Annotated in this window: 16 protein-coding genes; 13 read left to right on the top strand and 3 right to left on the bottom strand. The window is 44.3% G+C overall.

Annotated features, from left to right (window positions below; translation table 11 throughout):
- Positions 1 to 201: 201 nt before the first annotated feature.
- From F0228_RS21360 to F0228_RS21350, 3 genes are all read left to right on the top strand, one after another.
- The gene (locus F0228_RS21360) at positions 202 to 1,122 is read left to right on the top strand and encodes a DUF3187 family protein (protein ID WP_239930566.1); all 921 of its coding nucleotides are present in this window, start codon (positions 202 to 204) and stop codon (positions 1,120 to 1,122) included.
- 156 nt (positions 1,123 to 1,278) lie between these two features.
- The gene (locus tag F0228_RS21355; RefSeq protein ID WP_061032235.1) at positions 1,279 to 2,319 is read left to right on the top strand and encodes a hypothetical protein; all 1,041 of its coding nucleotides are present in this window, start codon (positions 1,279 to 1,281) and stop codon (positions 2,317 to 2,319) included.
- Positions 2,320 to 2,512: 193 nt separating this feature from the next.
- The gene (locus F0228_RS21350) at positions 2,513 to 2,824 is read left to right on the top strand and encodes a hypothetical protein (RefSeq protein ID WP_116871321.1); all 312 of its coding nucleotides are present in this window, start codon (positions 2,513 to 2,515) and stop codon (positions 2,822 to 2,824) included.
- Between the two features lie 84 nt (positions 2,825 to 2,908).
- Here F0228_RS21350 and F0228_RS21345 read toward each other — a convergent pair whose 3' ends face one another.
- Complete coding sequence (locus F0228_RS21345; protein WP_171762734.1) at positions 2,909 to 4,756, bottom strand: M3 family metallopeptidase; 1,848 nt, start codon at positions 4,754 to 4,756, stop codon at positions 2,909 to 2,911.
- 254 nt (positions 4,757 to 5,010) lie between these two features.
- Here F0228_RS21345 and F0228_RS21340 point away from each other — a divergent pair, with 254 nt between their 5' ends.
- The 8 genes from F0228_RS21340 (at position 5,011) to F0228_RS21305 (ending at position 22,522) form a co-directional block, all read left to right on the top strand.
- Positions 5,011 to 14,178, top strand: a complete 9,168-nt coding sequence (locus F0228_RS21340) for a type I secretion C-terminal target domain-containing protein (RefSeq protein ID WP_171762733.1) — start codon at positions 5,011 to 5,013, stop codon at positions 14,176 to 14,178.
- A 34-nt stretch (positions 14,179 to 14,212) separates the two neighbouring features.
- Complete coding sequence (locus tag F0228_RS21335; RefSeq protein ID WP_171762732.1) at positions 14,213 to 16,372, top strand: type I secretion system permease/ATPase; 2,160 nt, start codon at positions 14,213 to 14,215, stop codon at positions 16,370 to 16,372.
- Positions 16,365 to 17,690 (top strand): HlyD family type I secretion periplasmic adaptor subunit, encoded by a 1,326-nt coding sequence (locus F0228_RS21330; protein WP_116871325.1) that lies wholly within the window; start codon positions 16,365 to 16,367, stop codon positions 17,688 to 17,690. Before F0228_RS21335 ends, F0228_RS21330 begins: the two co-directional genes overlap by 8 nt.
- Positions 17,691 to 17,723: 33 nt before the next feature.
- A complete protein-coding gene (locus F0228_RS21325; protein ID WP_105058394.1) occupies positions 17,724 to 19,037 on the top strand; it encodes a TolC family outer membrane protein in 1,314 nt (437 codons plus the stop codon).
- Positions 19,037 to 19,675 carry an OmpA family protein gene (locus F0228_RS21320; protein WP_017068397.1) on the top strand — a complete coding sequence of 213 codons (639 nt, stop codon included), beginning with the start codon at positions 19,037 to 19,039 and terminating at the stop codon, positions 19,673 to 19,675. The genes F0228_RS21325 and F0228_RS21320 overlap by 1 nt, the downstream gene beginning before the upstream one ends.
- A complete protein-coding gene (locus F0228_RS21315; protein ID WP_105058393.1) occupies positions 19,675 to 20,619 on the top strand; it encodes a substrate-binding domain-containing protein in 945 nt (314 codons plus the stop codon). Before F0228_RS21320 ends, F0228_RS21315 begins: the two co-directional genes overlap by 1 nt.
- A gap of 210 nt (positions 20,620 to 20,829) precedes the next feature.
- Positions 20,830 to 21,396: a hypothetical protein gene (locus F0228_RS21310; RefSeq protein WP_061032244.1), complete on the top strand. Its 567-nt coding sequence runs from the start codon at positions 20,830 to 20,832 to the stop codon at positions 21,394 to 21,396.
- Positions 21,397 to 21,613: 217 nt separating this feature from the next.
- A complete protein-coding gene (locus F0228_RS21305) occupies positions 21,614 to 22,522 on the top strand; it encodes an aldo/keto reductase family oxidoreductase (protein WP_171762731.1) in 909 nt (302 codons plus the stop codon).
- 99 nt (positions 22,523 to 22,621) lie between these two features.
- Here F0228_RS21305 and F0228_RS21300 read toward each other — a convergent pair whose 3' ends face one another.
- A complete protein-coding gene (locus tag F0228_RS21300; RefSeq protein WP_171762730.1) occupies positions 22,622 to 23,296 on the bottom strand; it encodes a prepilin-type N-terminal cleavage/methylation domain-containing protein in 675 nt (224 codons plus the stop codon).
- Between the two features lie 180 nt (positions 23,297 to 23,476).
- Between F0228_RS21300 and dbpA the strand changes: the two genes are divergently transcribed.
- Complete coding sequence (gene dbpA, locus F0228_RS21295) at positions 23,477 to 24,856, top strand: ATP-dependent RNA helicase DbpA (RefSeq protein WP_008215605.1); 1,380 nt, start codon at positions 23,477 to 23,479, stop codon at positions 24,854 to 24,856.
- A 105-nt stretch (positions 24,857 to 24,961) separates the two neighbouring features.
- Here the strand turns inward: dbpA and F0228_RS21290 are convergent, their stop codons facing one another.
- Positions 24,962 to 25,135 carry a hypothetical protein gene (locus F0228_RS21290; RefSeq protein ID WP_061032245.1) on the bottom strand — a complete coding sequence of 58 codons (174 nt, stop codon included), beginning with the start codon at positions 25,133 to 25,135 and terminating at the stop codon, positions 24,962 to 24,964.
- 280 nt (positions 25,136 to 25,415) lie between these two features.
- Between F0228_RS21290 and F0228_RS21285 the strand changes: the two genes are divergently transcribed.
- Entirely contained in the window at positions 25,416 to 26,252 is an 837-nt protein-coding gene (locus F0228_RS21285) for a DUF6279 family lipoprotein (RefSeq protein WP_116871330.1), read from the top strand.
- The last annotated feature ends 14 nt before the right edge of the window (positions 26,253 to 26,266 follow it).

The following is a 26,266-nucleotide window of genomic DNA, read 5'->3' as shown; positions in this document are numbered from 1 at the left end:
ACGCTCGAGAGCAAGTGAACATTAAAAGATCGTTAAGGTGTTCTTAGGTCGATTTTTTTAGAACACATTATTCTATGTACTTTAGCGAAAAGCAGTAAATTTGCTGCATTAATTGAAGACTCTTTTTAAGAGAATCGGGAGTTTTAAACCATTGAGAAAGTTGTGACAGCGTTAAGAACACTTCTGACTGTATCCCTATCGATATTGCCTTTTCACAGTGCTGTAGCATCTCCGATGTTCGTCTATGCACAATCTCCAATTCATTCGAATGTACTCTCTACACAGCTTCGATCTGCTGAACCAAATAGGACTGGTACGATAGAGTTTAAGTCCTCTTATACGCAGGCCAGTATATGGGCACATACACAAGCTTATTCCTTAGATTATTATCAAAATCAGTCGAATATTGCTGTTCAATGGCAAGCGTCTCCGATTTGGAAAACTGAACTCGATTATCGTGTTGTCACAGCAAAAGATAGCGGCTTAGATAGTTTTGTTATGGGATTTCATGATCTGTTTGGTGTTGGACAGAATGGCCGTGATGAGGTTGCAGAAGACCAGTTCACTATGGATTTTCATAATGCCGGTGTCCATGTGTCAGATTTCGAAGGTGATGACCTAACCAATGCGATTACCTTCTACAATGAGTTGCTACTGTATTCTCGAGGGCCGATGTCACTGTCGGCTGGTGGTTCACTGTTTTACAACAATGTTAGAAGTGGGCAGTTTGCGAGAACCAGTTTCGAGCAGGGTGTCCAACTCAACTACAGCTATATCACTCCAAGGCACAGTTTCTTTTCTACCATTGGCCTTGTGCATCGAAACAGCGATGGTCACTTAGTTAGTGATGAGAGGCTAGCACTTGAAAACGTGAGTGCCAGCTGGGCTGTTGGGTATGAATATCGATGGAATCAGCGCCATAGCTTTGTCCTTGAATCGCTTAACTATCAAGGTTGGGCGACCAATGATCCAGATTTCTCGGAGCCATCGAATGAGGTGGTTGTGGGGTATTGTTATCGTTTGTATCGCCTTGCTTTAGAAGCCTTGATGATTGAGAACATTCGCAATATGGATAACAGTACCGATATCGGTTTTACGCTTGGTGTGCGCTTCTCAATATAAAAGCGATATCAACATATCATTATTTAATTAAATTCACCCTGACTATAAAATTTTAAGTAAATTTACGGTATATCAATAGCTAGATTTTTTGAACAATAGCGCCACTCCAAAAGGCCGGACTAACAAGGCCGAATCAATATATAGGTAGTGGTAATCATGAAAAAAACATTAGTAGCACTTGCGATTGCAAGCATTTCAACTTCAGCATTCGCTGTAAATACAAGCAGCCAAAATAGCCAGAATGAAGAGATGTTTGCCTTTGATTCTATGCACAAAGATCAATTCTCAGTAGCAGGTTCTTTCGGTGTTGGTGGTTACTACGACACAGGTTCAAAAGCATTTTACGATGACTGGGCTACTGGTCTAACACTTGCGGTAAGCTACCGTAACAACCGTTTTGTTGGTTACTTCGAAACTGACATGATGCTGAACTACACAACTGACGATAACGTTGCAGCGAACGATGCAGCTACATCTGTTTGGGTGAATGGTATCGATACAGGCCCTGCGACAGACGTTGATAAAGCGTGGTTAGGTTTCGACACTGGTTACGGTATCGCTTCATTCGGTTGGGAAAACGATACGGCACTAGATAAAGTTGATGGCGCAGGCGATAACACTTACGAGTTTGGTGCTTCTGCTGGTGACGCTTCTGATGCATTCAATGTAGTTAAGTTTCAAGGCGCAACAAGCGGTATCGCTTACGGCATCTCTTACTTTGAAACGAAAGATTCTCGTAGCGACGACGATTTCGACAAAGGTGTGAACGGTTACATTGGTCTAGAGAAAGAAGTATTCAACCTATACGCTGGCTACGAAAACCGTAACTACGAAGATGATTTCGAAGTATACACAGTAACTGGTAACGTGAAAGTTGGTGCTCTTAAGCTAGGTGTAAACTCTTGGATTGAAGAGAGTGACTCATCTAAAAACAAGGGCTACTACCTGTCTGGTGGTTACACACTATCTGAAGACCTAACCATTGCAGCTGGTTACGCATCTAGCAACAATGAACTTGACGGCCAATCGGACGTAGATGCTTCTTACATCAACATCGCAGCTATGTACCGTATTGCTGACAATGCTGATATGGGCATCGATATTAAGCAAGATATCGAAGGCTCGCGTATCGGTTCAACAAGTATGCAATACGACGAAGAAACACACGTATTCGCAGCAGCTTACTACTACTTCTAAGAGTAGTGTCGGGGCTTAGGCGCTCTTAGAGCCTAAGCCTTTAAAACTCAAATATTGAAATTGAACGTCATGGTGTAATTGCTGCCCGGTCTTTACACCATATTCTCTTCTTTGCGCAGCTTAAGCATCCACTGTTCGACATGTGGTATGCCACTCAAGCGTTACGAGTGGATTATTATCTGGAGAATCAAAAATGGTTAAGAGTATATCTGGCAAGGGTGTCATTTATGGCAATGAGACTCTGTTTACGTGCAAGCCTAATCGAAATGGATTGTTTGAATTGGCACGTAAACATGGAAGAGCTGCTGGTACTCGTCCACAAGACTCACAAAACAAAGTCTACGCAGAATCTTTAGATGAAGCATGGAACTTACTGAAAACTGAAAAGTTTTATATTGTTTTGACTGGACAAGTATATGGCATTCATAGAAAGTCTTTGAGAAGCGTTGAATCGGTTGATATTGAATTTGATACCGAAACACGCTCGGCGTGCGCTACGGCGTAATGCCAATATTGAAAATAAAAAGGACGATTAATATCGTCCTTTTTTACTTTTATCGTTTAATCCACGAGTGATAGTGAACGTTGGTTATCGTCCGTATTTTTCAATAATAAAACGCTCAAAATCATCACACATTTGTTCATTCGACTCTTCATTATTCGCTAATTCAGTTGCGCCGTCGACGATCGATATTTTCGCATTTAAATCTGCGACTTGTGCACGTTCACGAGAAGCCAGTTGTTTGATCTTTTTCTCTTCAATTGCCCATGCTTGATCAGGTGTTAAGTTGCACTCGTCAGCAAGGTATTTGGCATTGAAGCCCTCACCAGTCAGACTCTCTATTGTTCCATTGTGATTTACGCTATTGCCTTTATACCAATAGTGCTTAGCCAATAAAGGGCCGATCTCAGGATTATCTGTTAAGTAACCGAACTTGTCAGTGAAGTAAGCTCGCGTTTGATACACCGCCATGTGAGCTAGCAGGTAACCTTGGTATGCGCAAGAGGCTTCGTCTGATAACAGGTGCGGGATCGCCATTAATGGACGTGGGCTACAATCCAAACCAAGTATGCTTTTTTCGCTACGACGAGCGAGTTCTGTGATCTTCTCAGGCGTAAGATCTTCATCAGCCATCTCATACAGCGCTCGTTCAAAGTAAGGCACCACAAGAATACTGCGCTCTTGGTAGGCTCTGAATGGCTGCTTGCTATCAATCATTGCTTTGATGAGCTCATCAGGCACTGGTTGGCCATCTGCATCGACCGCATACTGTTTTAGCCAATCGGCGTCATTCAACAAGCTGTCACAGAACATGGATTGCGTTTCCGCGTAAGCCATTGAGGTCGGTGCAAACTCTTGAGAGAAGCACGGCGCGTTCATTTTCACGTTAGCAAAGTGGGCTGCATGCCCACCTTCGTGAAACAGTGTGTTGATCCCATCATAGCCACTGCCTACTTGATCGGGCTTAGCATTACTCGTGAAGTTGACTTGAGCTGGCACCCAAGTGTCTTGGTCATAGAAAGAAGGAATAGGCCCGTGACAGAAACCATTAGGATATTTACCTTTGCGATCTAGCAAATCTAACTTCAAGGTGGCTTGAGAGTATTCGATATTCAGGCGGCCAAAAGACTCAATCCAGCGTCTCAATGACTTTGAGAAAGGGACGTAAGGGTCGAGGTCATTCATCACGTCACCCGCAAAAGAGTAGGTGAAGTTATGGCCTTCGAGGGCGCTTTGACCCTTTTGCTCTCCAAGGTTCTTCAAGCTTTGTTGGTGACTATCACGGGTACGTGTTTCAAAGTCATCCAGAATCGTGAACAGTTGCTCAGTGGTCATCTGTTCAGTTTTAACGACTGAGTAATCAAAAAATGTTTTGAATCCTAGAGATTGAGCAAACTTATTACGCTTTTTGATTAGCTCAATAAATCCGTTAGTCAGCAGCCATTGTTCTAAATTTAATAGTGTTTGGTGTGCAGAAAACCTTACTTGTTCATTACTATTACTTCTAACTGCTGAGCCTAGAACTGGTAAGGAGCCCTCTGTTTCTTCACCCATTTCATTTACGTAAGTCATTACGTGATTTTGTTTTTTCTCAAACAGTTCAGCCTCAAATTTTATGAGGTCTGCCTTAAGCTTCTGTGACTGCTCAGACTCAATAGCGTGAGCTCTAAAGGTCGCTAACCAACCATTTAAGCCAATAAACGTACTTTCTTTTTCTTGGGGATCTTGAATTTCATCGATCGCAGTAAGTTGCATTTCAATAGCGGTAATCTGTTCGGCAGAGCTTAGAAACTCGGTCCACTGAGTCTGCGCGAGTGTCGAACCATCGTGGTCGTCACTGATTCCCATATAGGTATCCCAAAAGAAGTCCTCTTTCGCTTTATGAGTCGCAAGATACTTTTGATTCAATTGGTTGAGATAGTTCGTTGCAGTCATGACATTCCTTGAAAATTAACCAGTAATTTCAACATTATGACACATTCATTGAATGTATTTTGTGACGATAGATATAACTGAATGCAAGTCACAGCATATCGGTTTACTTTACAGCGTATCAATGGTAATTAATTAACTGTTAATGATTTGTTGTTTGCTAGTATTTATGAGAGAGAGTTCGCTGATTTCTCCAGCCTTTTATTGAGTAAATTGATGCTCTCAAGGTCAGCGTTTTTGTAAGGAAGAGGTTTAGGATGGATCCTATTTTATATATCGAAGTTGGCGGGGTAATTTGGCAGGTATTTCCTGACGGTACTTGGCAGCTATTACCCGCTACGCAAGCGAAGGTCGATGGCGTGCAAGTGGTGAGTATTGAACCTCAAAACTTGGACCAGACTCAACCTCTGACAGAACCACAAATAGAAGCGGTAGAACAACAGTTGGAAAAGGTTGTGACACAGCTTGTAAACAACATTGAAAGCTCGCGAGAACAGCCGAGTGCTTCAAACGACCAACCTAGCGCTAGTGCCTCTTTTATTGCCTATGTCCGATCTACACTAGACGAAACCCTGGCAGAAGCCGGTTTTGATACTCGACCAACAGAATACTTTGAAGACGACGCAACATCGAATGAAGGCAACCTCGACATACTTTTACCGAGTGCCGCGTTAACCGTAGATATTTTAGATGGTGGTGATGGGTACGAAAATCAGTTCGAAGTGCCTTCGGTTACGATAACGGGTACTGCTGTTGATGTTCGAGACGGGCGTACCGTTCTGCTAACGATCACTGACATTAATGGTAATACGGTAACCACAACGGCAATCACAAGCGATGAAACTTATGTAGTAAACGGCGTTGATCTCTCTTCATTAACTGAGGGTGATCTCAAGGTCGATGCGGTGATTGCTGATGAGTTTGGCAATAGCATTGCAGCTAATGACTCAACAATCAAAGACACCCTAGCCACAATCGATGTCGATTTTGATGGTTTTGGTGATGAGTTTTACAACCAGTTCGAAATTGCCAACGGAGCGCTAGTCGGCACCGTTGCCAATGTTGAAGATGGTCAGACGATAAGCATTTCCATTACTGATAGCCAAGGCCTCACCCAAGAATACACAACGACTGTATCGGGTGGTACATGGACTCTCACCCTTCAAGACTATTCAAGTTTTGCGGAAGGGGAGCTGACGGTTGTTGCTAACACCATAGATATCGCCGGAAACCCAACCACAGCGACTGACACCATTGTCAAAGATACGCTTGCGAGTATTACTGCAAGTGTTGATGATGGCGGAGATGGTGTCCTCAACAGTTTCGAAATTCAATCCGCTAAATTTTTCGGTATCGTTCAAAATGTTGAGGATGGCCAAACGGTCAACATCCGAATTTCAGACAGCACCACCAACGTGATCGTTCTAACGGCAACGGTTGTGAATGGTGCTTGGTCTGTCGAAGGTGTCGATTTAACGAGCTTTGCAGATGGCAGTATTTCTATTGAGGCTGACACTATTGATATCGCAGGTAACCCAGCGAATGCAGTAAATAGTGCAGGGGTCATTGTTATTGATACTGTTTCGCCAGTTATTGATATTGATACGTTAGATGGCTTTAGTATTTTGGCATTTCGTAGTGGCCAACTTACCACCATGCAGGGTACAACCAATGTTGCAGAAGGGCTCCCGGTTTACATTGAAGTAAGCGATGGGACTCAGACACTAGTCTTTGAAGGTGTTGTTGACTCTTCGGGTAACTGGGTGGTAGAGAATATTGATATTTCTGCCCTAGATTCGTCTTCGGAATGGACGATCGACGCAAAAGTTTTCAATACAGTAGGCAACCAAGCCATCGATGATATGCCGACGATTATTCTTCCTGAGTCAGTGGTGTTTTCGGAAACTATTGTCGGGATCTTTGGAAGTGAAAGCCAGTCGTCAGATATACGGATTGATTTTGCAGATTTTTCATTTAGCGATGACCAAAATATAGCTGAGTCGTTAACATCTCAAGGTTTGTCAATAACGATTGCTGTATCAGGTGACAAACAAAGCCTAACGGGTACTCGAAGCGATGGGCAAGTAGTGTTCGATGCTGCTATCTCTGGTAATAACGTTAATATCACATTCTATAAGGCGATTGATCAGGAAGCGGGTTTAAATTCTATTCAAACGTCTTTGGTTATTGAAGGTTTGCAAACGGACTCAGATGGTACTACGGAGCTGGTCATCGGCCATTTGCCTATTGTCATTAAAGATTCTGAGCCGCTTATTTTTGATGAATCTTATCAAATGGTCGAGGGGGAAGTAGCATCTGGTAACGTTCTTAATAACGATATAGACCTAGATACTCAACTTACGATAAAAAGTGTTGAAGTTGATGGCATGACTAAGACGATTGTCGGTGGCTCTCCAGTTTCATTTACTACTAGCGAAGGTACTTTGACTGTATTTGCGAATGGTCATTGGAATTTTGTTGCTAATAGAAACCTTGATCATACGGTCAGCCAAAGTATTACATTTAATTATGTCGCTGGGGATATCAGCAACGACTTTGGTAGTGGTACAGCTGTTATCAATATTATTGATGGTGCAGGTGGTCAAATTGTAGATGGTAGTACGACAACAATAGAAACAGATGTTGCAGAGGGTATTCAAACGGTAGTCGGTCAGTTCTCCGTCTTAGGAGGTTCTGATAACCCTGATCCAGACTCACTAGTTTTTGATATTAGTACTTTGAATCAACTTGATGCGCTGAATATAACTACGAGTGATATTCTGATACCGCTCTCTTACACCTTGTCAGTTGACGGTAAAGTGATTACAGCACAAGTTGGCGGCGAAACTATTTTTACGCTGACGCTAGCAGCAAGCGCGAGTGGTGATGATGTCTTGGCAGACGTTACCCTAGTGTTGAATAAACCGCTTAACCACGACTTTGTCCGAGATTCACTCACATTATCACTGAACGTTAAAGGGACTGATTTGGATGGCACCGCATTAACTGACGGCAATTTTAAATGGGTAGTCAAAGATGGGGGGAATCCTAGCTTAGATAGTGTGAGCAATGCTGCCGTTGATGAATCTGATCTCTCAAGTGGCGTCACATCAAGCACAGGTGTTTTCAGCCTCAATTTAGGTAGTGATTATGAGGGGGCACTCTTTTTCAATTTAGCAGATCAACCCTTGTTGTTTAGCGGAGGCGAACAGATTGTCTACACTATCTCGCCTAACGGAAACTTACTCACCGGTTACGTTGGTTCTGTAAGTGCAGAGAACGTTGCTTTTACGCTTAGCTTCCCTCAAACCGATAGCCAAGTTGACTCTAATGTCACCTACACATTTGTTCTAAACAAAGGCTTGGATCAAAGCTCTCCTACGGACCAAATTCCATTTGTTGTTACCGCTAGAGATGATGACAACGATGAAACCAAATTAACCCTGAATGTATCAGTGACTGATGGCGGCGAGCCCACGATTGGTTCTGGAATGGTTGAATTGAGTGAAATTCCTGTTGCTGATAGTACTCCATCGGGAGTTGGGTCAACAGCAAACGTGAGCTTAGCCGTTACCGCAGGTAATGACCCGCTGGTTTTCTTAGGTTTGGATGTGACCACGGGCCAAGCTGTTCTTGATAGCGATGGTTTAGCGGTAACCAGCAATGGTGAAGCGCTGACTTGGCGTGATAACGGCAATGGTACCTTTGATGCGGTTCTTGGTAATGGCGATGCTGTTTTCAGAATCAAACTACCAGATAGCTTCAGCCTTGAAGCCAATGGTTCAACAAGCGTTGATGTCGTTATTGAGCTGTATCAGTCCATTGATCATGGCTCTGGTTCTAAAGACACCGAGCTGACGATTCCTGCTTCTATCGTCACCATTGATTCCGATGGTTCGAGAGACTCGCAAGCATCTGATATAAAAATCTATGACGGTAAAGATCCTGAAATTTCGGTGACTGGAAGCATCTCAGTTGATGAAGATGGTTTGCGAGGAGATGGCCAGCAAGTTGGAGTCGAAGATAGCAGTCCTTCTTTAGGTATTATTGAAGGCTCTGATGATGTTGTCTCTGTCACGGTCAACACCGCAGCATTTGATGCACTAAGCTACACTAGCGCTGGGAAAGCGATATCCCTTCAAGCTGTTGATTCTGATGGTTGGTATTACGGGCAAGATACTGACGGCAATAACGTATTTAGGATTCGCTTTAATACTGACGGGACCACTGAGTTTGATCTCTATGCACCACTCGATCATGCAAATGCTGATGGAGAGAACAATCTAGCTCTTAATTTTGAACTGACAGTTAATGATGCGGATGGAGATACTTCTGATCCTGCTACTTACTCTGTCAACGTAAAAGATGATGTGCCGACTGCTCGAGATGGTTCTATTGAAATGGTTGAGGGTGACAACCTTACTGGGCAATTCTTAACCGAAGAGTTCGCAGGTGCAGACGGCGCCGTCATTATTAGTTTTGACTATCGAGATGATACCTACACTTTTACCGATTCAATTACGTCAATCGAGATTGATTTGATTAATAGTTTTGATGGTTCCGTGTATGGTCAATTTACGCTTTATTCAGATGGCCGCTATGAATTAACTACAAACCCTGATGTAGCTACGAATCCAGATGATCCTAAGCTAGTAGATGAGATTAAGTATCGAGTCCGAGATGCCGATGGTGATGAAGTCGATAGTACTGCGACACTTGTCCTCGATGATAACGAAGGTTTTATTCGTTATGAAGATTCTGAAACCACAGAAGATAACGATGCGATTATTGTCGTCAGTGTCTCAACCGGTGATATTGACCAAAGCGAAACGGTTACGGCTATCGAATTCTCCGAAGCATCATTAAATGGCGGTAGCTTGTATCTTGATGGGGTATTGCTTCAAGTTGTTGACGGCAAGGTCACCTTATCTGGAAGCCAGCTGACGATGATTGATAGTCAGTTTACGGGGCCGAACGGGCAGTTAACCTATCGCCCTGCGCTTCATGAATCTAATACTACGTCGACGGTTATTTTGGCAATCAATGCCATCATTAGTACCGACACGGTACCAAAAGAGCTTACCGCTGATATTGCTGTTTCTGTTTTGCCTGTAGCCGATGCGCCGGATTGGTCAGACTCGGTCTTCACTTATCAATCTGTAGAAGATGACGCTGACCCTATTAAGCTTGATATTACCGCTCAACTCGTCGACCAAGACTCCTCTGAAGCACTGTCCTACACCATTAGTGGTATTCCCGATGGGTTAAATATCACCTTGAATGGAGCCTCAATTAAAGAGGGTAAAGCGTACACGCAGAACCAAATCGATAAAATGGAAATCAGAGCCGATGAAAACCTAGCGGGTCGATTTGAATTCGAAATTACTGCGATTGCCACTGAATCCGGAAACTCCTTCGCTGATCCTGCCGATAAAACGGCTGATAATGTTCATACTGTCATCGTAGAGATCTCTCCTGATGCGGATAAACCGATTCTATCTGTTAAAGATTACAAAGGTCTTGAAGATCAAAACATCTTCTTAAAGAATGTAATCAGTGGTGCGTTGACTGATGATTCTGAGTCGTTAAGTTATCAAATTGAAGTACAAGACGGGTGGGCGATTCAAGGTGGATTATTTGATCTAATTGGTCCCAACACATACCTGGTATCCGCTGAAGCGATCGAGAACGGTACTGCTTATCTAATACCAAAAGAAGACATCAGTTCATTTACAGAAGACCTATTCATTAACGTGACTGCTGTTTCTTATGAATCGACCATTGACTCGTTAGACCCTGTTAATGTGACTGCGCTTAGCGATACTAAAACCATCAATATATTCCTTAGAGGTGTGGTGGATGAGCCGATCGTTGTGGATGGGGGCAATGCGCACTGGGAATACGATAGCGATACTAAAGTTATCAGCAATCAATCGGTTCTTAACGAAGATGGTTTGATCCGACTGGATTTTGTTGTCCAAACTTCGGACGACGATGTGTCAGAAGAGATCAACATACTGCTCACTAACATCCCTGAAGGCACTTTGCTGGTGGATGCGTTGGGTCAGCCCGTATCGCTAACGATTGCGTATGTGGATGATGTCACTGGGCCGGTATTCCAAGTCTCTAACGCCCAACTGAATGGCTTGTATCTCAAGCCAGTACCTGACTTCAGTGGTGAATTGGAGCTCACTGTTATTGCTATCTCAACGGAACCTGATGGTGATTCGGGCGAATTCCCGATGACCTTAAAGGTAGAGTTAGCACCTGTCGTTGATCAAGAAGATGGTCAAGTCGTTAGCACTCAAGGCATTGAGGATAGCAAAATAGGTTTGAACCTAGAGCCATCGGTGAATCAAGATGTGGATGGCAGTGAGTCCTTGACGGGGTATGTCATTGATAGCCTTCCTGCTGATCTGACTCTCTATTTTGATGGCAGTGTGATTGAAGTGCCTGCTTCAGGTTTAGATTTAGAGAGTCTATTAGATAGCACAACGCCAACCCTTTCTGAGCTTTTAAACAGCGGCAGATTGTCGGTAACCGCAACCGAAGATTTGAGTGGCACATTCACAATACCAATTACCTATGAAGCGACTGACACCTCGCCAACAGGGGCAACGGACGTAAAAGACATTTCAGGCACAATCAGTGTCACCGTAGATGCGAGAGTCGAATTAGATACTCGTTTAGAAAGTTCTGGGCAAATATACATCAGCGATGATGGCTCACCGGTCAACGTATCGGACGCGGTCACTTTTGTAGATGCTGATATCGATGGCTCAGAGTACTTAGATTACATCTTGATCGATGTGCCTGATGGTTATTCTTTGATTATCGATCACCCTAATGGTGCAGCCCAAGATAGTTCAGGTAACTGGATTATTTCGGCCAATGGGCTGACGAGTGATTCTATTCAGGAACTAGCTCAAGAGATCTTGAGTGGTATGACAATCTCTAGCCCGAATGATACGCCGGTTTTAGATATCGTTGTGCGAGCTCGTGTTATAGATGGCGAAGACTCGAAGTACATTAATACCTCATTTCAAATTCAGATCACCGGGCATGATGGCGGTGGCGGCTCTTGTGACCCTGTGGGACCACCTAGCCCAATCCAACCTGATGGAGAGATTAAGACCCCAGAAGGTGAAGATATCGACTTAACGGGCTTGCTAAATACCGATGTGGCGAGTGACCCTGACAATGAAATTTCTTTCTATATTCCAGCAGACTCACTGCCAGAAGGCGTAGAAATTTCTGGTGATGGTGTGATTGCAGAATACGACGCATCAGGTGAAATTGTTGGTTACTCGATTACTGCTGATGGCTTGTCAAAGTTAACCTTAACCGGGTTAGATGAAGATTTTGCTGGGTGCATCGACTTTACGATAGAGACTATTGAAACCTCGCCATGTAACGGTCAGACCGTCACCACAGAACAGACCATTAGCATTCAAGTTCTACCTGTTGTTGATGACATTACGGTGGAAGCTGACTCCACTACAATTAAAGAAGATACAGCGACAGACCTTAACCTTGAGCTTGTGTTAGGTGACAGTGTCGAAGACGGTCAGCTAATCACTGGGGAGGGCAACAGTGCGACCGGTAAAGAGACCGTTAACTCTTTAACCATTACGGTATCAAACGGAGGAACTCTATCGGAGAGCCCTTCCGATACAGGTTTGTTGGTTGATAATGGTAACGGTACATGGACGGTTACAGACCCTAGCCGATTGAGTGATGTGTTAGTCACACCTCCTGAACATTACAGTGGTGAGATTACCCTGACTGTGACAGCCAATATTACCGATGAGGCTGATTGTGTTACTGAAACCGATACGCAAGATAAAACCACAGTGGTGACTATCACTGTTGAGCCAGTCGCGGATGAGGCTAATTTGGTCACACAAGACATTATTGGTGATGAAGACACTTATATCTCATTGTCCTCACTCAGTGCAGAACTGATTGACCAAGATGGCTCTGAAAATATGTCTTTGGCACTAAAAGGTGTGCCTGAAGGGGCTGTCGTTGCGATAAAAGTGGGGGACTCATATGAGTTGGTTCCAAATAACGGCGCAGATGGCGGTACCTTCAACGGCAACCCTACTTATGAGTGGCAATTAGATCCAAGCCAGTTGGCTAACTTAGTGATTATGCCGCCAAGAGATTTCAGTGGTGATATGGACCTTGTGCTTGAGGCCATCACTCAAGAAATCGGTACCACAGAAATTCGTTATACCGAATCTGAATTTACCGTAGGGGTGAATCCTATCGGTGACAAGGTGGAATTCTTCGACCTACCTGAACAGATGACGGGAAGTGAAGATGAAGGCATTGTTATTCCACTTGATGCGAATAGTTTCGAGACCAACAGTGATGAGTTCTTATTAATTACAGTCACGGTGAATGGGACTTCGGATCCTTCGGGTTTAACTGGGCTCGATAGAATTCGCATTGGTTCTGAAACAAGCTCTTTCACTAATGTTGGCGGCATTATACAAGCTACGATCCTCGTTAAAGCAAGTTCCGTTGATGAGCTTGAGTTCTTTGCTGGAGACGCTTGGGGCAACCTCGATATTACGATCACAGGTCAAACGGTTGACCAAAATACGGTACTCGGTAATTTGGTCACAGATACTGGCGAACCAAGCTCACAAGATATGACTTTGGTGATTACACCAGAGCCCGATGCTCCGTTGCTAAGCCTTGAATACCCATCAATTGTCGCTGAAGCAAGCGGCACGATTCCTCTTGGTTTAGACCTTTCTCTGGTTAACCCTGCCGATTCAGAAGAAGGTTTTATTACCATTTATGACATCCCAGCAGGTTTAACTTTCTCGCATGGTTCTATGGTTGATGGTCAGTATGTCGTGGAATTAGCGGATGTGCCTAATCTAGCGATTACCGGGGGCTACAACAGTGGTGATCAATTTGATCTAACGATTGAGCCATCAGCAGAAATCGGTAATAACCAAGCGGTTGGGCTCCCACAAACCGTATCGGTTGAGTTTGTGGCTGAAGGTGACTCTACGATTACCGCAACAGATGACAATGATTTGCTAATTGGTGGTACAGGCTCGGATAGCTTTGTATTTGAATCTTCAGGTTTAGGCAGTGCAGATTCGCCGAGCTTCGATGTGGTTCAAGATTTTGATGCCTCACCAGACACGGATGCGATTGATTTGTCAGGAATCCTGGGTGGCTTAGGTATCGCGACGGGCATTGGTGCGACACAGTACCTCGATCTAGAAGAATCAACGGAAGGCGTCACGATTTCGATCAAGGCCAATGGAGACGATGACGTCCAACAAAATATCTTGCTCGCCGATGTGACGTATGACGATTTGTATCAGGGTGATAGCAGCAGTGCATTAGAAGCACAAATTTTACAAAAAATGATAGAAGACAATAATTTAACGCTGTAAGTTAGATGTACAGTCTATAAAAGGAAGTTTTAGATTGGTAGAACAAAAAGACAGCTGGCTAGGTTGTGTGGAGTGGTTATGCGAGCATTTTAATGTGCGTAGCCATCCGTCCAAAATAGTGTCTGGCCTACCTTTAGACCAAGGAAGGCTTAATGAGTCCCTTTTCCCAAGAGCGATTGAGAAATCAGGGTTGACTCTGAGTCATGTAAAAAAAGAGTTGCTGACTCAATGTCAGTTTCCGGTTGTTGCTGTGAAATCAGCGACAGGAGCTCCCGTAGTTGTTACCCAAGGCGCTGGTGATGACTTTGATGTTTTAGATTGTGAAACTGATTCTAGTCAGACTATCTCGTTAAAAGAGTTGGTCGCACAAGTCGAATCGTACGTTTGGCAAGTCGGTGCTCAAGCGCTTGATGACGCCCGTGTTCAGGCACATGAGCGCAGTGATAGTAAATCAAATACGCGCTGGCTTTGGCGTGTGGTCAAAGAAGTGAAACCTTGGTACCGAGACCTGTTTATCGCTTCGTTCTTGATTAACGTATTGGCGCTAGTCGTTCCGCTGTTTACCATGAACGTATACGACCGTGTAGTACCCAACCAAGCGTTCAACACACTTTGGGTACTGGCCGCCGGCGTTGGTATCGTGGTTATTTTTGATTGGGTATTGAGAAGCTCACGAAGCTCTGTGACGGACATGGCAGGGCGCTATATAGACAATAAGCTGTCTTCTCAACTATTCTCAAAAGTCCTTGGAATGAAGCTCGAAAACCGACCGCAATCGGTAGGTGCATTCGCACGGCAGCTTCAAGACTTCGACAGCGTAAAAGATTTCTTCACTTCCATTTCTTTGGTGACGTTAGTCGACCTGCCATTCACCTTGCTGTTCCTTTTACTTATCGGGTGGCTTGGTGGTGCGATGATGTTTATTCCTGTCGCTATTATGTTGGTGCTTATCGTGCTCAGCATTGCCATGAAGGGCAAAGTAGAAAAAACGTTTGATGAAACCGCGCGTCTGTCGACACAAAGACAAGCACAGCTGTTCGATTGTTTAACAACACTTCCAGATATCAAGCAGAACAACGCTGAAGGTGTTACTCAAAAGCGTTGGGAGCAGACGATCTCCTCGCTATCTCAATGGCAGACTCAGTCTCGTCATTACTCAAATATCGTGACCCACTCAATTCAATCCAGTCAGCAGATTGTCACCATTACTCTGATCATCTTCGGTGTGTATCAAATCTCAGAGGGCTTGCTAAGTATGGGTGGGTTAATTGCTGTCGTGATGTTGAGCGGGCGAGCGGCGAGTTCTGTGAACCAATTGTCTCTTTTACTGCTGAGATTCCAGCAAACACGTTCTGCAGTCGAAGGACTGAACCAGATAATGGAGCTGCCTCAGGAAGAGTCCAAACACCAAGTGATAGACAAGGGCGACTTTGACGGTGGAGTGAGGCTTGATGAGGTGACCTTCACTTACCCAGAGACGCAAAGCCCTGCATTAAAGGATATCTCACTGGAGATCAAGCCGGGTGAACGAGTTGGCCTTATCGGTGCGGCTGGCGCAGGCAAAACCACACTGTTATCGATTATTGCTCGTCAGTATTTACCGAGTACTGGACAAGTGTTTTATCAAGAAATTGACGGCCAGTTGTGGCCAACCAGTGTCTTGCGAAATGGTATGGGCTGGGTAGGACAAAATACCAACCTTATCTTTGGCAGCGTTTACGATAACGTGACGTTAGGTGCGACGAATGTCGATGAAGAGAAGCTAAGACAGGCATTACAGCAGTCGGGTTTGAACGGCTATATGGGGCGTTTAAGTAATGGCTTGGAAACGCCAGTTGGTGAGGGCGGCCGGTTGCTCTCTGGAGGCCAACGTCAAGCTGTTGCCATTGCAAGAGCACTCTACCGCTGTCCAAAACTTTTGATTATGGATGAACCAACCAGCGCGCTAGATAATCAAGCGGAAATTCAGTTCTTCAATGCACTGCAAAGCATGCCGAGAGAAACGTCTATGCTGATCAGCTCGCACAAATCTTCCTTCTTGATGATGTGCGATCGCGTGATTGTTCTAGATAAAGGTCAGATAGTCGCGGAAGGTGAGCCCAAAGATATTTTATCTCTGCAGAAGAGAAGCGTATCCAAAGGAGCGAGCCGCTTTAAGACGGTTTCAGTGGTAAAGGGAGGTCGTAATGAGTAACGATATTCAATGGACCAATAACCACTTGGCGTTCCGCTCACGTAAGTTGATTTGGCTAAGTGCGCTGTTGATTGTGTCGATCATTGGCTGGGCGACGTGGGCAACGCTCGAAGAAGTGGTGATTGGTGAAGGTAAAGTGGTGCCGAGTCTTTCAGTACAAACGATTCAGAGCTTAGAAGGCGGCTTGGTTCAAGAGATCATGGTGCGACAAGGCCAATCTGTGGTGAAAGGTCAGCCTCTGGCGAAGTTAGAAGATACGCGTTTTAAAGCGGCATTTTTAGAGTCTGCTCAACAAGCGGATACCTTACTGGCTCAGCAATCAAGGCTAAGAGCTGAACTCTCAACCGTGGTGTTAAACAACGATGCTAAAGAGTGGTACGAGCGAGTGGTATTGGTGCCACAAGACATTGCCGTTGATGTATCAAGCCATCCTGCATTAATGAACGCCAAAGCGAACTACCTTGAGCGCTTGGGGCAATTGAAGTCGGAGCTGGAAGAGGCGGCATTGCGTATTGAGCAACAAGCTCAGGCTCGTGTTGATACGTTGAATAACATTCAGACTCTTGAGAGCAGCTTAGATATCGTGATTCGAGAGCGCAACATGCTCAAAGATGTGGTGGCCAGTGGTGCGGTTGCAGAAGTTGAGTTATTAAAACTGAATCGTGACGTGGTGAAGCTTAAGGGTGATATTGCGAGCTCAAGAGTGGCAGCTCAGAAACAGATGGCGGCGTACTCAGAATCTATTGCCGATCACCGCAGCATCGCATTGGATTTTAGAACCAAGGTGCAAGGTCAGCTCAACGAAGTAACCAGTAAAATCGCACAACTTAACGAAAGCCAACAGGCAATCGCGGACCAACTGAAGCGGACGGAAATCGTAGCGCCAGTCGACGGCACGGTGAAAGAGATCTTTGTTCGCACCATCGGTGGTGTTGTGCGCCCTGGTGAGCCGATTATTGAGCTGATCCCATCCAACAGTCAGCTGATTGTGGAAGCTAAGATCTCCCCGCAAGACATTGCATTCGTTCACAAAGGATTAGGGGCAACGATCAAGTTCTCGGCTTACGACTTTGTAATTTATGGCGGGTTAAAAGGTGAAGTGACTTACGTGAGCGCCGATGCCTTGCAAACTGAAGACGGCAACGCGTATTACCGAGCCCATATTCAATTAAACGAAGACCAGCAACAAAACTCTGCCTTTAGCATTATCCCAGGGATGCAAGTGGCGGTTGATATCTTAACCGGTGAAAAAACAGTATTGAGTTATTGGTTGAAACCTATTTTACGAGCTAAGGAAAACTCACTTCGCGAGCGATGAAGTGCGTCAAGCATAAATATAAAAGGAAGTGTAATGCATTCAAAATTCTTACTCTCTTCTTGCTTACTAATGAGCGGGCTTTCTCAAGCTGCCTCATTAGAAGAATCAGTGGCATTTGCCATTGACTATAGTCCAGAGATATTGGCGCAGTACTCCAGATACCAATCGGTAATACGAGACGGAGATGCGGCGAGTGGCTTGTATATGCCACAAGTCAATTTATATGCAGCAGCGGGTTATGAAGAGACTCGCTATAACAGTGGCAGCAAGCTTGATACCGACGACCGAGGTCTAACACGAACAGAAATTGGCGTTAAAGTCTCTCAGCTACTGTTTGATGGTTTCAAAACGACCTCGAATGTCGACCGTTTAACTTACGAAGCGGAAGCCGAGCGTTTAACGCTGATTTCTCGTGCTGAAAATGTGTCACTGGATGTGGTTCGAAACTATCTTGATATTCTGAAAGCAGAGACGCTTTTGGAGCTTTCTAAACGTAACGTGAAAGAGCACCAAGAGATCTATCAAGATATCCAGGATAAAAAGAGCAAAGGTTTAAGTAGTAATTCAGACTTAGCTCAGATCTCGGCTCGTGTCGCGACGGCACAATCTTCATTGATCGCGGCTCAAAACAATCTGTTTGATTTGCAGACCCAGTACCTACGTTTAGTGGGCAAGCCTGCGGTGAACTTGGTGTATCCACGTTTTGATTACGCTCTGTTACCAAGTTCTGCTGAAGTTGCTCTTGAACAGGCTGTCGAGAATCACCCGGAAATCAAAGCCTCTTTGCTTGATATTGATGCGGCTCGTAAAGAGATGCGCCGCGAGAAAGGGGATTACTACCCAGAACTAAAACTCGAGCTTCATGCGAACAAGAATGACAACGTGTCTAACCCACCAGGTGGTGTCGACGAAGATGCGCGAATCATGCTGACCATGGATTACGATCTGTTTAATGGTTTTTCTACAGATTCACGTGTCGAATCATCAGCGTGGCGCGTAGAAGAGGCTAGAGCGATTCGAGTCAGAACTGAACGCGAAGTGAAAGAGGGGACTCAACTCGCTTGGAATGCTTACAAAATGCTCGAACAGCAAAAGTCTTTGCTTCAACAGAACGTCGATGCTGCCAAAATAGCCGAGCTAGGTTATATCCAGCAATTTAATGTCGGCAGACGAAGCCTACTGGATGTTCTCGATGCCAAGGTCGAGGTTTTCTTAGCTCGACGAAATTTCATCAGCACTGAATACGATCAGACATTAGCGGCATACCGAGTATTGAATGCGATGGGTATGTTGACCTACGCATTGAGGGTTGAACACCCAGAAGAGTGGCAAGGGGAGAACAAGTAATGAAACATTTTAAACTCGCACTACTTAGTTCTATTTTGTTGATGGGCTGTGCAGAAACGCCAGACACCACCATGACTCGCCACCAAATTGATGATTTAGCGGATAACGACCGTGATGGTGTCATCAACCAACGAGACCTGTGTGCAGACACACCTGAAGGCGTAACCGTTGATATCAAAGGCTGTGCTAACTGGAAGATCGTAGAAGACGTTGAAGTGCTCAGCGTGGCATTTGATTTCGATAAGCACGACCTTAAACCAGAGCATACAGCGGTGTTGAATGAGCTAGTTCGTTTGCTTGGTGAGCAACCGGACGCTTCAGTAACCTTGGTGGGTGATACCAGCTCAGAGGGTACCAACACTTACAACAAGGCATTGGCTAAGAAAAGAACGGGCGTTATCCGAGACGCACTGATCGACCGCGGAATCGATAGCAAGCGTATCTTTGAGCAAGAATTTACGCAGATTACCAGCCTAACTCAGCATCTTCACAAGCGTAAACGTAGAACCATTGCTGTGTTAAAAACCGAGAGTATGGAAGTGAATCCATCTTGGAATATTTTCACCTCAGAGATGCAGCTAGATAGTAACAGTGACGTTGAATCTAAGATAATGATTGACCCGGAAGGAGGCCAGTAATGAAGAGTCTATCGAATAAATCTGGCTTACTGCTTGCCACTATACCGGTCCTTTTCTCACCAGTAATATTAGCGAATGACGTCACTGAGATCGGCTTAGTCGCTATTGAGCCTAATATGGAAGCCTTGGTTGAAGACTTGCTTAAGAGTCAAGAGATCGACTTGGAGCTTTTGTTGAGTGACAGCGTGGCAGAACAAATGATCATGCAGCGTTCGCGTGTGGGTATTACTTCGAAAAAGTGGACCGACAAAGAGATGGCAAGGTTTGACATGCGCTATGGCTATAGACCGACAGAGCTTATGTTTACTGCCGATGTGATTGCGATTCTGGCCAATGAGGATAACCCTGCTACATCCATTACGGTTGCTGAACTTATCGATGTGTTTGGATGCTCGAATGATCCTAAGCACCCTAAATGGTCGTCAAGTAGTGATGCTCGCAACGGCGAAAGCCTCGACACTCATATGTTGCCTTTCGCCATTGACCATAACTTGAAAGGCCATACCACCTTTTCGAGTTGGGTTGAGTGCGGAACCGATGGAGAATATGCACATACTCAATTCCTATCGGACTTGCCGCATCTTATAAACAAGATTGAAGACGAAGAGGCGGCGATTGGTTACACCGTATACTCAGATCAAATCTCTGATGTGAAATGGCTAAGTGTTGTCGATAACTTAGGGGTAAATTACGACCTTAACAAAGAGACCATCCTCTCTGGGCGTTACCCATTAGCGACTGTGTACTATATGTATTTGAACATCCCGGCTCACCGCAAAGGGTTTACTGAACAAGAGAAATTCTTTATTGACCTAACCCTTTCAGAAGCTCATCAAGGCGTGTTGAACCAATACGGTTTCATTAGTTTGCCGCCAGAAGCTATTCAACGTAACAAAGTGAGATTGTCGCTTGAAGAGCCTGTTATTGAAGGTGGATATAAATAATTGGTACGATATATTGTAACTATCGTGGGAGAGTGATATTCTCTCTTTCGTAATGGTTCTCAACGTGACGGATTACGTTATTCGGTGATGAGTTTATCTAGCGGGCATGTATGCCCGTTTTTTTTCGCCTAAAATTTGCGACTCAACAGGTTGCTGGTTGATTGGTCACGTATAATGAGTCACGTCTAGTGATTTGAATAAGCAACATTAATGAAAAGTCTTTCTGCCCTCACCATACTCTTAGCTCTCAATATATTGTCTTTCTCTGTATACGCGAGTGAAAGCTGGTGGCTGCGAACCGTGTTTAACACGAGTCCCTCTCAGCCTAGTTCCCAGCACTATATTAACGACATAGATTTAATGGATTGTGGTGAAGTCGAAGGCACTCAGTTGTGCAGTGACCTAACGCAGTACTACGATCTTGATGTGTATGTAGAGTTGGACTTAAGAGAATTAAGTGTCGAAGCCGTTCGTTTCACCCTGCCATATTCCAAATTAAGTTATACCAAACTTCAAGCTTACCTACGCCAAGATGGTTTTGCGCTCAGTTCAATTCGTATTGGGGAAGATGAGTTCGATGTTGTGAGCCAACTTGAGCAGGCAGAAAGGGAAGGAGTAAGTGCTGACATCGTGGACAAGCGGTTGATCGAGTTTATGAATGGTTCGCACAACTCTTCGGAGCAAATAAGCCGGTGGAATGTCCCTAATGTTGAATCACCTTGGGTTGAGGTCATTAGCGATGGTGCGAGTCTGACCGTGGAACTTAATCGCTTTTAATCACTCAAATTTATAGAAAGTGTTATTTTTCATTCGAGTAAACCACCTTTTTCGTAGAACGCCTGAGAGTCAGACAGCAAGCTATTATTGATTTGAGTGTTGGTTTTTCTGTTGCTCTCACAGTTTTAGCAAGCGTTTACCTTTGCCATTTGTTAAACGTTGAGCCCTCGGTAAAACGAGCATAGGATACGCTCAGTATTGATAAAGGAGACAACCCATGGTTGCAAAAGTAACGATAGCGCCACAAGGCCCAGAACTTTCTGAGTTGGTGCAAGGATACTGGCGTACAGCAGAGTGGGGCATGACCCCGCAACAACGCCTGACTTTCCTGAAGCAACATATTGATCTTGGTATCACAACGGTTGATCACGCGGATATTTACGGTAACTACCAATGTGAAAAGTTATTTGGTGAGGCATTGGCGCTTGAACCAAGCCTTCGTGATGATATTCAAATCGTCACCAAGTGCGATATTAACCTATGTGGTGACCACACTCCTGATCGTAAGATCAATCACTATGACACCAGCGCGCAGCATATTTACCAATCAGTAAATAACTCGCTAGAGCGTTTAGGTGTTAACGATATCGACGTATTGTTGATTCACCGCCCAGACGTATTGATGGATGCAGATGAAGTAGCAGAAGCGTTCGCAGAGCTACACAAAGTAGGTAAAGTTAAGCACTTCGGTGTTTCTAACTTTTCACCGCGTCAGTTCGAACTTCTTCAATCTCGCCTTGGTAAGCCGTTAGTGACCAACCAAGTTGAAATCAACCCATTGAACTTCGAAGTGGCTCATGATGGCACGCTAGATCAACTGCAGATGAACCGCACTCGCCCGATGGCGTGGTCTTGTCTTGGTGGTGGTAGCATCTTTAGTGGTGACTCAGCACAAGCGGTTCGCGTTCGTGATGAGCTAGAAGCGATTCGTCAAGAAGTGGGTGCAGACAGCATTGACCAAGTGATTTACGCTTGGGTTCGTCGTTTACCATCGAATCCGATCGCGATTATTGGTTCAGGTAAGATTGAGCGCGTTAAGACTGCAGTTGATGCACTGAAAATCGAACTGACCCGCGAACAATGGTATCGCGTGTGGGTAGCTTCTAAAGGCCACGGTGTGCCATAGAAAGCAATTCGTATAGAAGTCAAAGCCAGCTATGTAAGCTGGCTTTTTGCTTTTTGGGTAGGAGGCCTTTTAATTTCGAAAAGGCTATTTCAGAATTACTTATTCGTTGTATGGCGGGGGAGTGGCTACCGAGTATTCTTGAAGCTCACTAGTCCAGCTAAATCCATTCGATAGGTTTTTTGTCCCAGATACCATGATTCCATCAACCGCGTTGTAAAGCAGGTAAGGTGCGTTACTTAAATCACCTTCGATGTTGTAGTAGTGGCAGTATGAAAAGTATTTCGATCTTTGATGTATATACATTTGATAACCAGCATCACGAGCCGCTATCAACTCACTTTCCTTAACCGTTTCCCCATTTTTCCAACCACCGCTACCAAAGTTGATATCTTCGAAATGATCGCTGTTGACGATGTCTTGAAACAGTTCGTAACAGCCTCTCGCATTGTTAATATCTCTACGCACACCCGCATTGCTATTACGCACTGGGTAGCAACTACCCGAGAAGTTCGAGTAAATGCCGTCGATATTGAAATCTGAAGTGTCCTGTCCTCGTAATTCGGTTACATCTCCACCTCGAGCTAGACATGCCCCTTGATAGATTTCAGCACCTGCGCGGAAGTTATCAAACAGTGCTCGGCTAGTCGCTTCTCTTGCATCATCTGTAATAGACAAAAAGCGCGGAGCGGCGACCACTGCGATAACGGCGAGTATGACAATAACGACGATCAGTTCCAAAAGCGTGAAGCCTTTTTGTAACGGTGATCTTTTCATACTGTTCAATCCTCAGGGGTAAATTACACTTTATAGTATCCCGTATTTTAATCGTAATTAACACTGCCAACTGATAAATATTTGTTATGGTTGTTTGTTCGTTCAAAACTGTGATTAAGGTGGAATAATTTTCAAAAACACTCATAATGCACTCTGTTTTTCACCAGTTGGATATTTCCATTGAGCACTTCAAAATTCTCTTCAATCGCCCTTAAACCTGAGCTTCTGCATACGTTGGATTCTCTTGGTTATACTGAAATGACGCCGATCCAAGCGTTAAGTCTTCCTACTATCCTAAATGGCAAGGACGTTATCGGTCAGGGTAAAACGGGTTCAGGTAAAACAGCTGCTTTTGGTTTAGGTGTGCTACAAAACCTGCGCGTTAAGCGTTTCCGTGTTCAGTCTTTAGTGTTATGTCCGACTCGTGAACTGGCAGACCAAGTAGCAAAAGAGATTCGCACTCTTGCTCGTGGCATTCACAATATTAAAGTGCTGACACTATGTGGCGGTATGCCAATGGGGCCACAGATTGGTTCACTAGAGCATGGCGCGCACATTCTTGTAGGTACACCTGGTCGTATTCTTGATCACCTAGAGAAAGGCCGCATTGACTTGTCTGAGCTGAACACGCTTGTGTTAGATGAAGCGGACCGCATGCTAGAGATGGGCTTCCAAGACGCGTTGGATGCAGTTATCGATGCAGCACCAAAAGAACGTCAAACTCTGCTATTCAGTGCGACTTTCCCTAAGCAGATCAAATCTGTTGCAGACCGCATCATGCGTAACCCTGAAATGGTGAAGGTTGAATCAACGCACGATCACTCAAGCATCCAACAACACTTCTACAAGTTAGAAGGTTCTGAAGCCCGTGATGACGCTCTAGAGTTGCTGTTACTTCATCACCAACCAGAATCTGCGGTTGTGTTCTGTAACACTAAGAAAGAAGTACAGAACGTAACTGACGAACTTAGCCACCGCGGCTTCAGTGTTATCGAGCTGCATGGCGACATGGAACAGCGTGAACGTGACCAAGCTTTGGTCCAGTTCTCAAACAAAACCATCTCGATTCTAGTGGCGACAGATGTTGCGGCTCGTGGTCTAGATGTTGACAACCTAGACGCAGTATTCAACTTCGAGTTATCTCGCGACCCTGAAGTTCACGTACACCGAATTGGTCGTACAGGTCGTGCTGGTAGCAAAGGCGTCGCTATTAGTTTCTTTAGCGAAAAAGAGATGTACCGTGTTGCTCAAATTGATGAGTACATGGACATGCCGATTGAGCCATCTGAGTTACCGGCAAAACCAATTGCTAAGCCTTACTACTCAAACATGGTAACCATCCAGATTGATGGTGGTAAGAAAGCTAAACTTCGTGCGGGTGATATTCTTGGTGCATTGACTGGTCAAGGTGGTATCGATGGTAAATCAGTAGGTAAGATCAACTTGTTTGCAATGCGTGCTTACGTTGCTGTAGAACGCTCTGTCGCTAAAAAAGCACTGAACAAGATCGAATCAGGTAAAATGAAGGGGCGTCAATTCCGCGCCCGAATTCTGAAGTAATTCGAGATTCTAGCCCTTTACTGTCACGTTAAGCGCGGTGCAGTAAAGGGTCTTTCACAATGGGTTGGTCTATTGACCCATTATATAAGACGATTAACCAACTCTCTATTCATCAGGTCTTATCGAATAAAGGTCATTCAGATGTTTCCCTTCGTTAAGATACCAAGTCATCGCTTCTTGTCGGTTGCTTGCTAATATTGTGATGGTGGTTACTTTCCCATCGTCAAAATAGCAAAGCTCGTATTCCAACGAGCTGGTATTCTCAGGAATAGCGGCCATAGCGTGCCTCCCAAATACTGATCATTCAATACTCATTCAACCTAAACAAAAATATTGACTGTTTGTACTAGGTTGCGAGTAATAAAAGCTGAATCTCATCACTACTATTAATATATTTTATTTTAATCATTTGCCGAAATTACTTATTTGGCAAGGCCAAGTCTCAAATTATCTCAAAGTTTTACGAGAACTTGCTTTTATAGCTAATGTTATAAGGTCAAGATTAAATCTATCAGTTCGCTTGTGTTTGCTGATGAGTAATAGGCTGTGAGAGGGTGTAATGAGAAAATGGCGTTGGTTACTTCTATTGGGTTGTTTCCTATTTGTCGGATGCGGAACTAAATTCGCATATAACAATATCAGCTGGTTTGCGGTGAGCTATATAGAAGACTTTGTTTCGTTATCCAATAGCCAAGAGTCTGAGTTAGAAGCGCGCTTAGATTCATTGCAAGCATGGCATAAAGAAACTCAGCTACCACTTTATATTGAACAGATAGAAGTGCTGCAAAGTATTAATCGTTCAGAGTTGAGCCCCGCTTTTATTGTTGAACAAAGTGAGCAAATAAAAAATCACATTCGAACCATCGTTAATAAATTCTCTCCTGACATTTACGCGTTAAGTATGCAACTTAACCCTAAACAAGGTAGCGAATTCTTAAAGAACTTTAGAAAAAAGCAGCAAGAGTTTTACGAAGAGAGATTGTCTTTGAATGATGATGATTCTAGAGAGCGATATCGCGAGCGAATAGAGGAACGACTTGAGCGATGGTTAGGATCGGTATCAAAAGAACAACAACAGATCATTGTGGCTTGGTCTCAAGAGTGGATAAATACCAATAATAGCTGGCGAGAGTATCAAAATAATACTTATCAAGATCTCACTCTACTGATGGAAAAGAAGAGTGACTTGCACATCTCTCAGCCGATTATTATGAAGTTGCTTTTGAACAATGAGTCTTATTACCCTGACGGTTTGGAATCTCAACTTAACAAGAATATGCAGATATCCGCCAAGTTTTTAGTGGATATCGCAGCGGTAAGTAGTGATAAGCAATGGTCTTATTTCATGAATGAATTAGAGAGCCTTGAGTCAACATTGATTACCTTGCAAGAGTAGGGCGCAAGTAAGCC

Source organism: Vibrio sp. 99K-1, assembly GCF_013114585.1.
GTDB lineage: Bacteria > Pseudomonadota > Gammaproteobacteria > Enterobacterales > Vibrionaceae > Vibrio > Vibrio chagasii_B.
Note: the sequence above shows the minus strand (reverse complement) of the source record. Positions and strands in the feature narration are given on the sequence as shown.

What these genes read in the sequence shown, in the direction of transcription:
- F0228_RS21355 (WP_061032235.1), top strand. Translation starts at nt 1,279, where the DNA reads ATGAAAAAAACATTAGTAGCACTTGCGATTGCAAGCATTTCAACTTCA.
- F0228_RS21350 (WP_116871321.1), top strand. Translation starts at nt 2,513, where the DNA reads ATGGTTAAGAGTATATCTGGCAAGGGTGTCATTTATGGCAATGAGACT.
- F0228_RS21345 (WP_171762734.1), bottom strand. Translation starts at nt 4,756, where the DNA reads ATGACTGCAACGAACTATCTCAACCAATTGAATCAAAAGTATCTTGCG.
- F0228_RS21340 (WP_171762733.1), top strand. Translation starts at nt 5,011, where the DNA reads ATGGATCCTATTTTATATATCGAAGTTGGCGGGGTAATTTGGCAGGTA.
- F0228_RS21330 (WP_116871325.1), top strand. Translation starts at nt 16,365, where the DNA reads ATGAGTAACGATATTCAATGGACCAATAACCACTTGGCGTTCCGCTCA.
- F0228_RS21325 (WP_105058394.1), top strand. Translation starts at nt 17,724, where the DNA reads ATGCATTCAAAATTCTTACTCTCTTCTTGCTTACTAATGAGCGGGCTT.
- F0228_RS21320 (WP_017068397.1), top strand. Translation starts at nt 19,037, where the DNA reads ATGAAACATTTTAAACTCGCACTACTTAGTTCTATTTTGTTGATGGGC.
- F0228_RS21315 (WP_105058393.1), top strand. Translation starts at nt 19,675, where the DNA reads ATGAAGAGTCTATCGAATAAATCTGGCTTACTGCTTGCCACTATACCG.
- F0228_RS21310 (WP_061032244.1), top strand. Translation starts at nt 20,830, where the DNA reads ATGAAAAGTCTTTCTGCCCTCACCATACTCTTAGCTCTCAATATATTG.
- F0228_RS21305 (WP_171762731.1), top strand. Translation starts at nt 21,614, where the DNA reads ATGGTTGCAAAAGTAACGATAGCGCCACAAGGCCCAGAACTTTCTGAG.
- F0228_RS21300 (WP_171762730.1), bottom strand. Translation starts at nt 23,296, where the DNA reads ATGAAAAGATCACCGTTACAAAAAGGCTTCACGCTTTTGGAACTGATC.
- F0228_RS21290 (WP_061032245.1), bottom strand. Translation starts at nt 25,135, where the DNA reads ATGGCCGCTATTCCTGAGAATACCAGCTCGTTGGAATACGAGCTTTGC.
- F0228_RS21285 (WP_116871330.1), top strand. Translation starts at nt 25,416, where the DNA reads ATGAGAAAATGGCGTTGGTTACTTCTATTGGGTTGTTTCCTATTTGTC.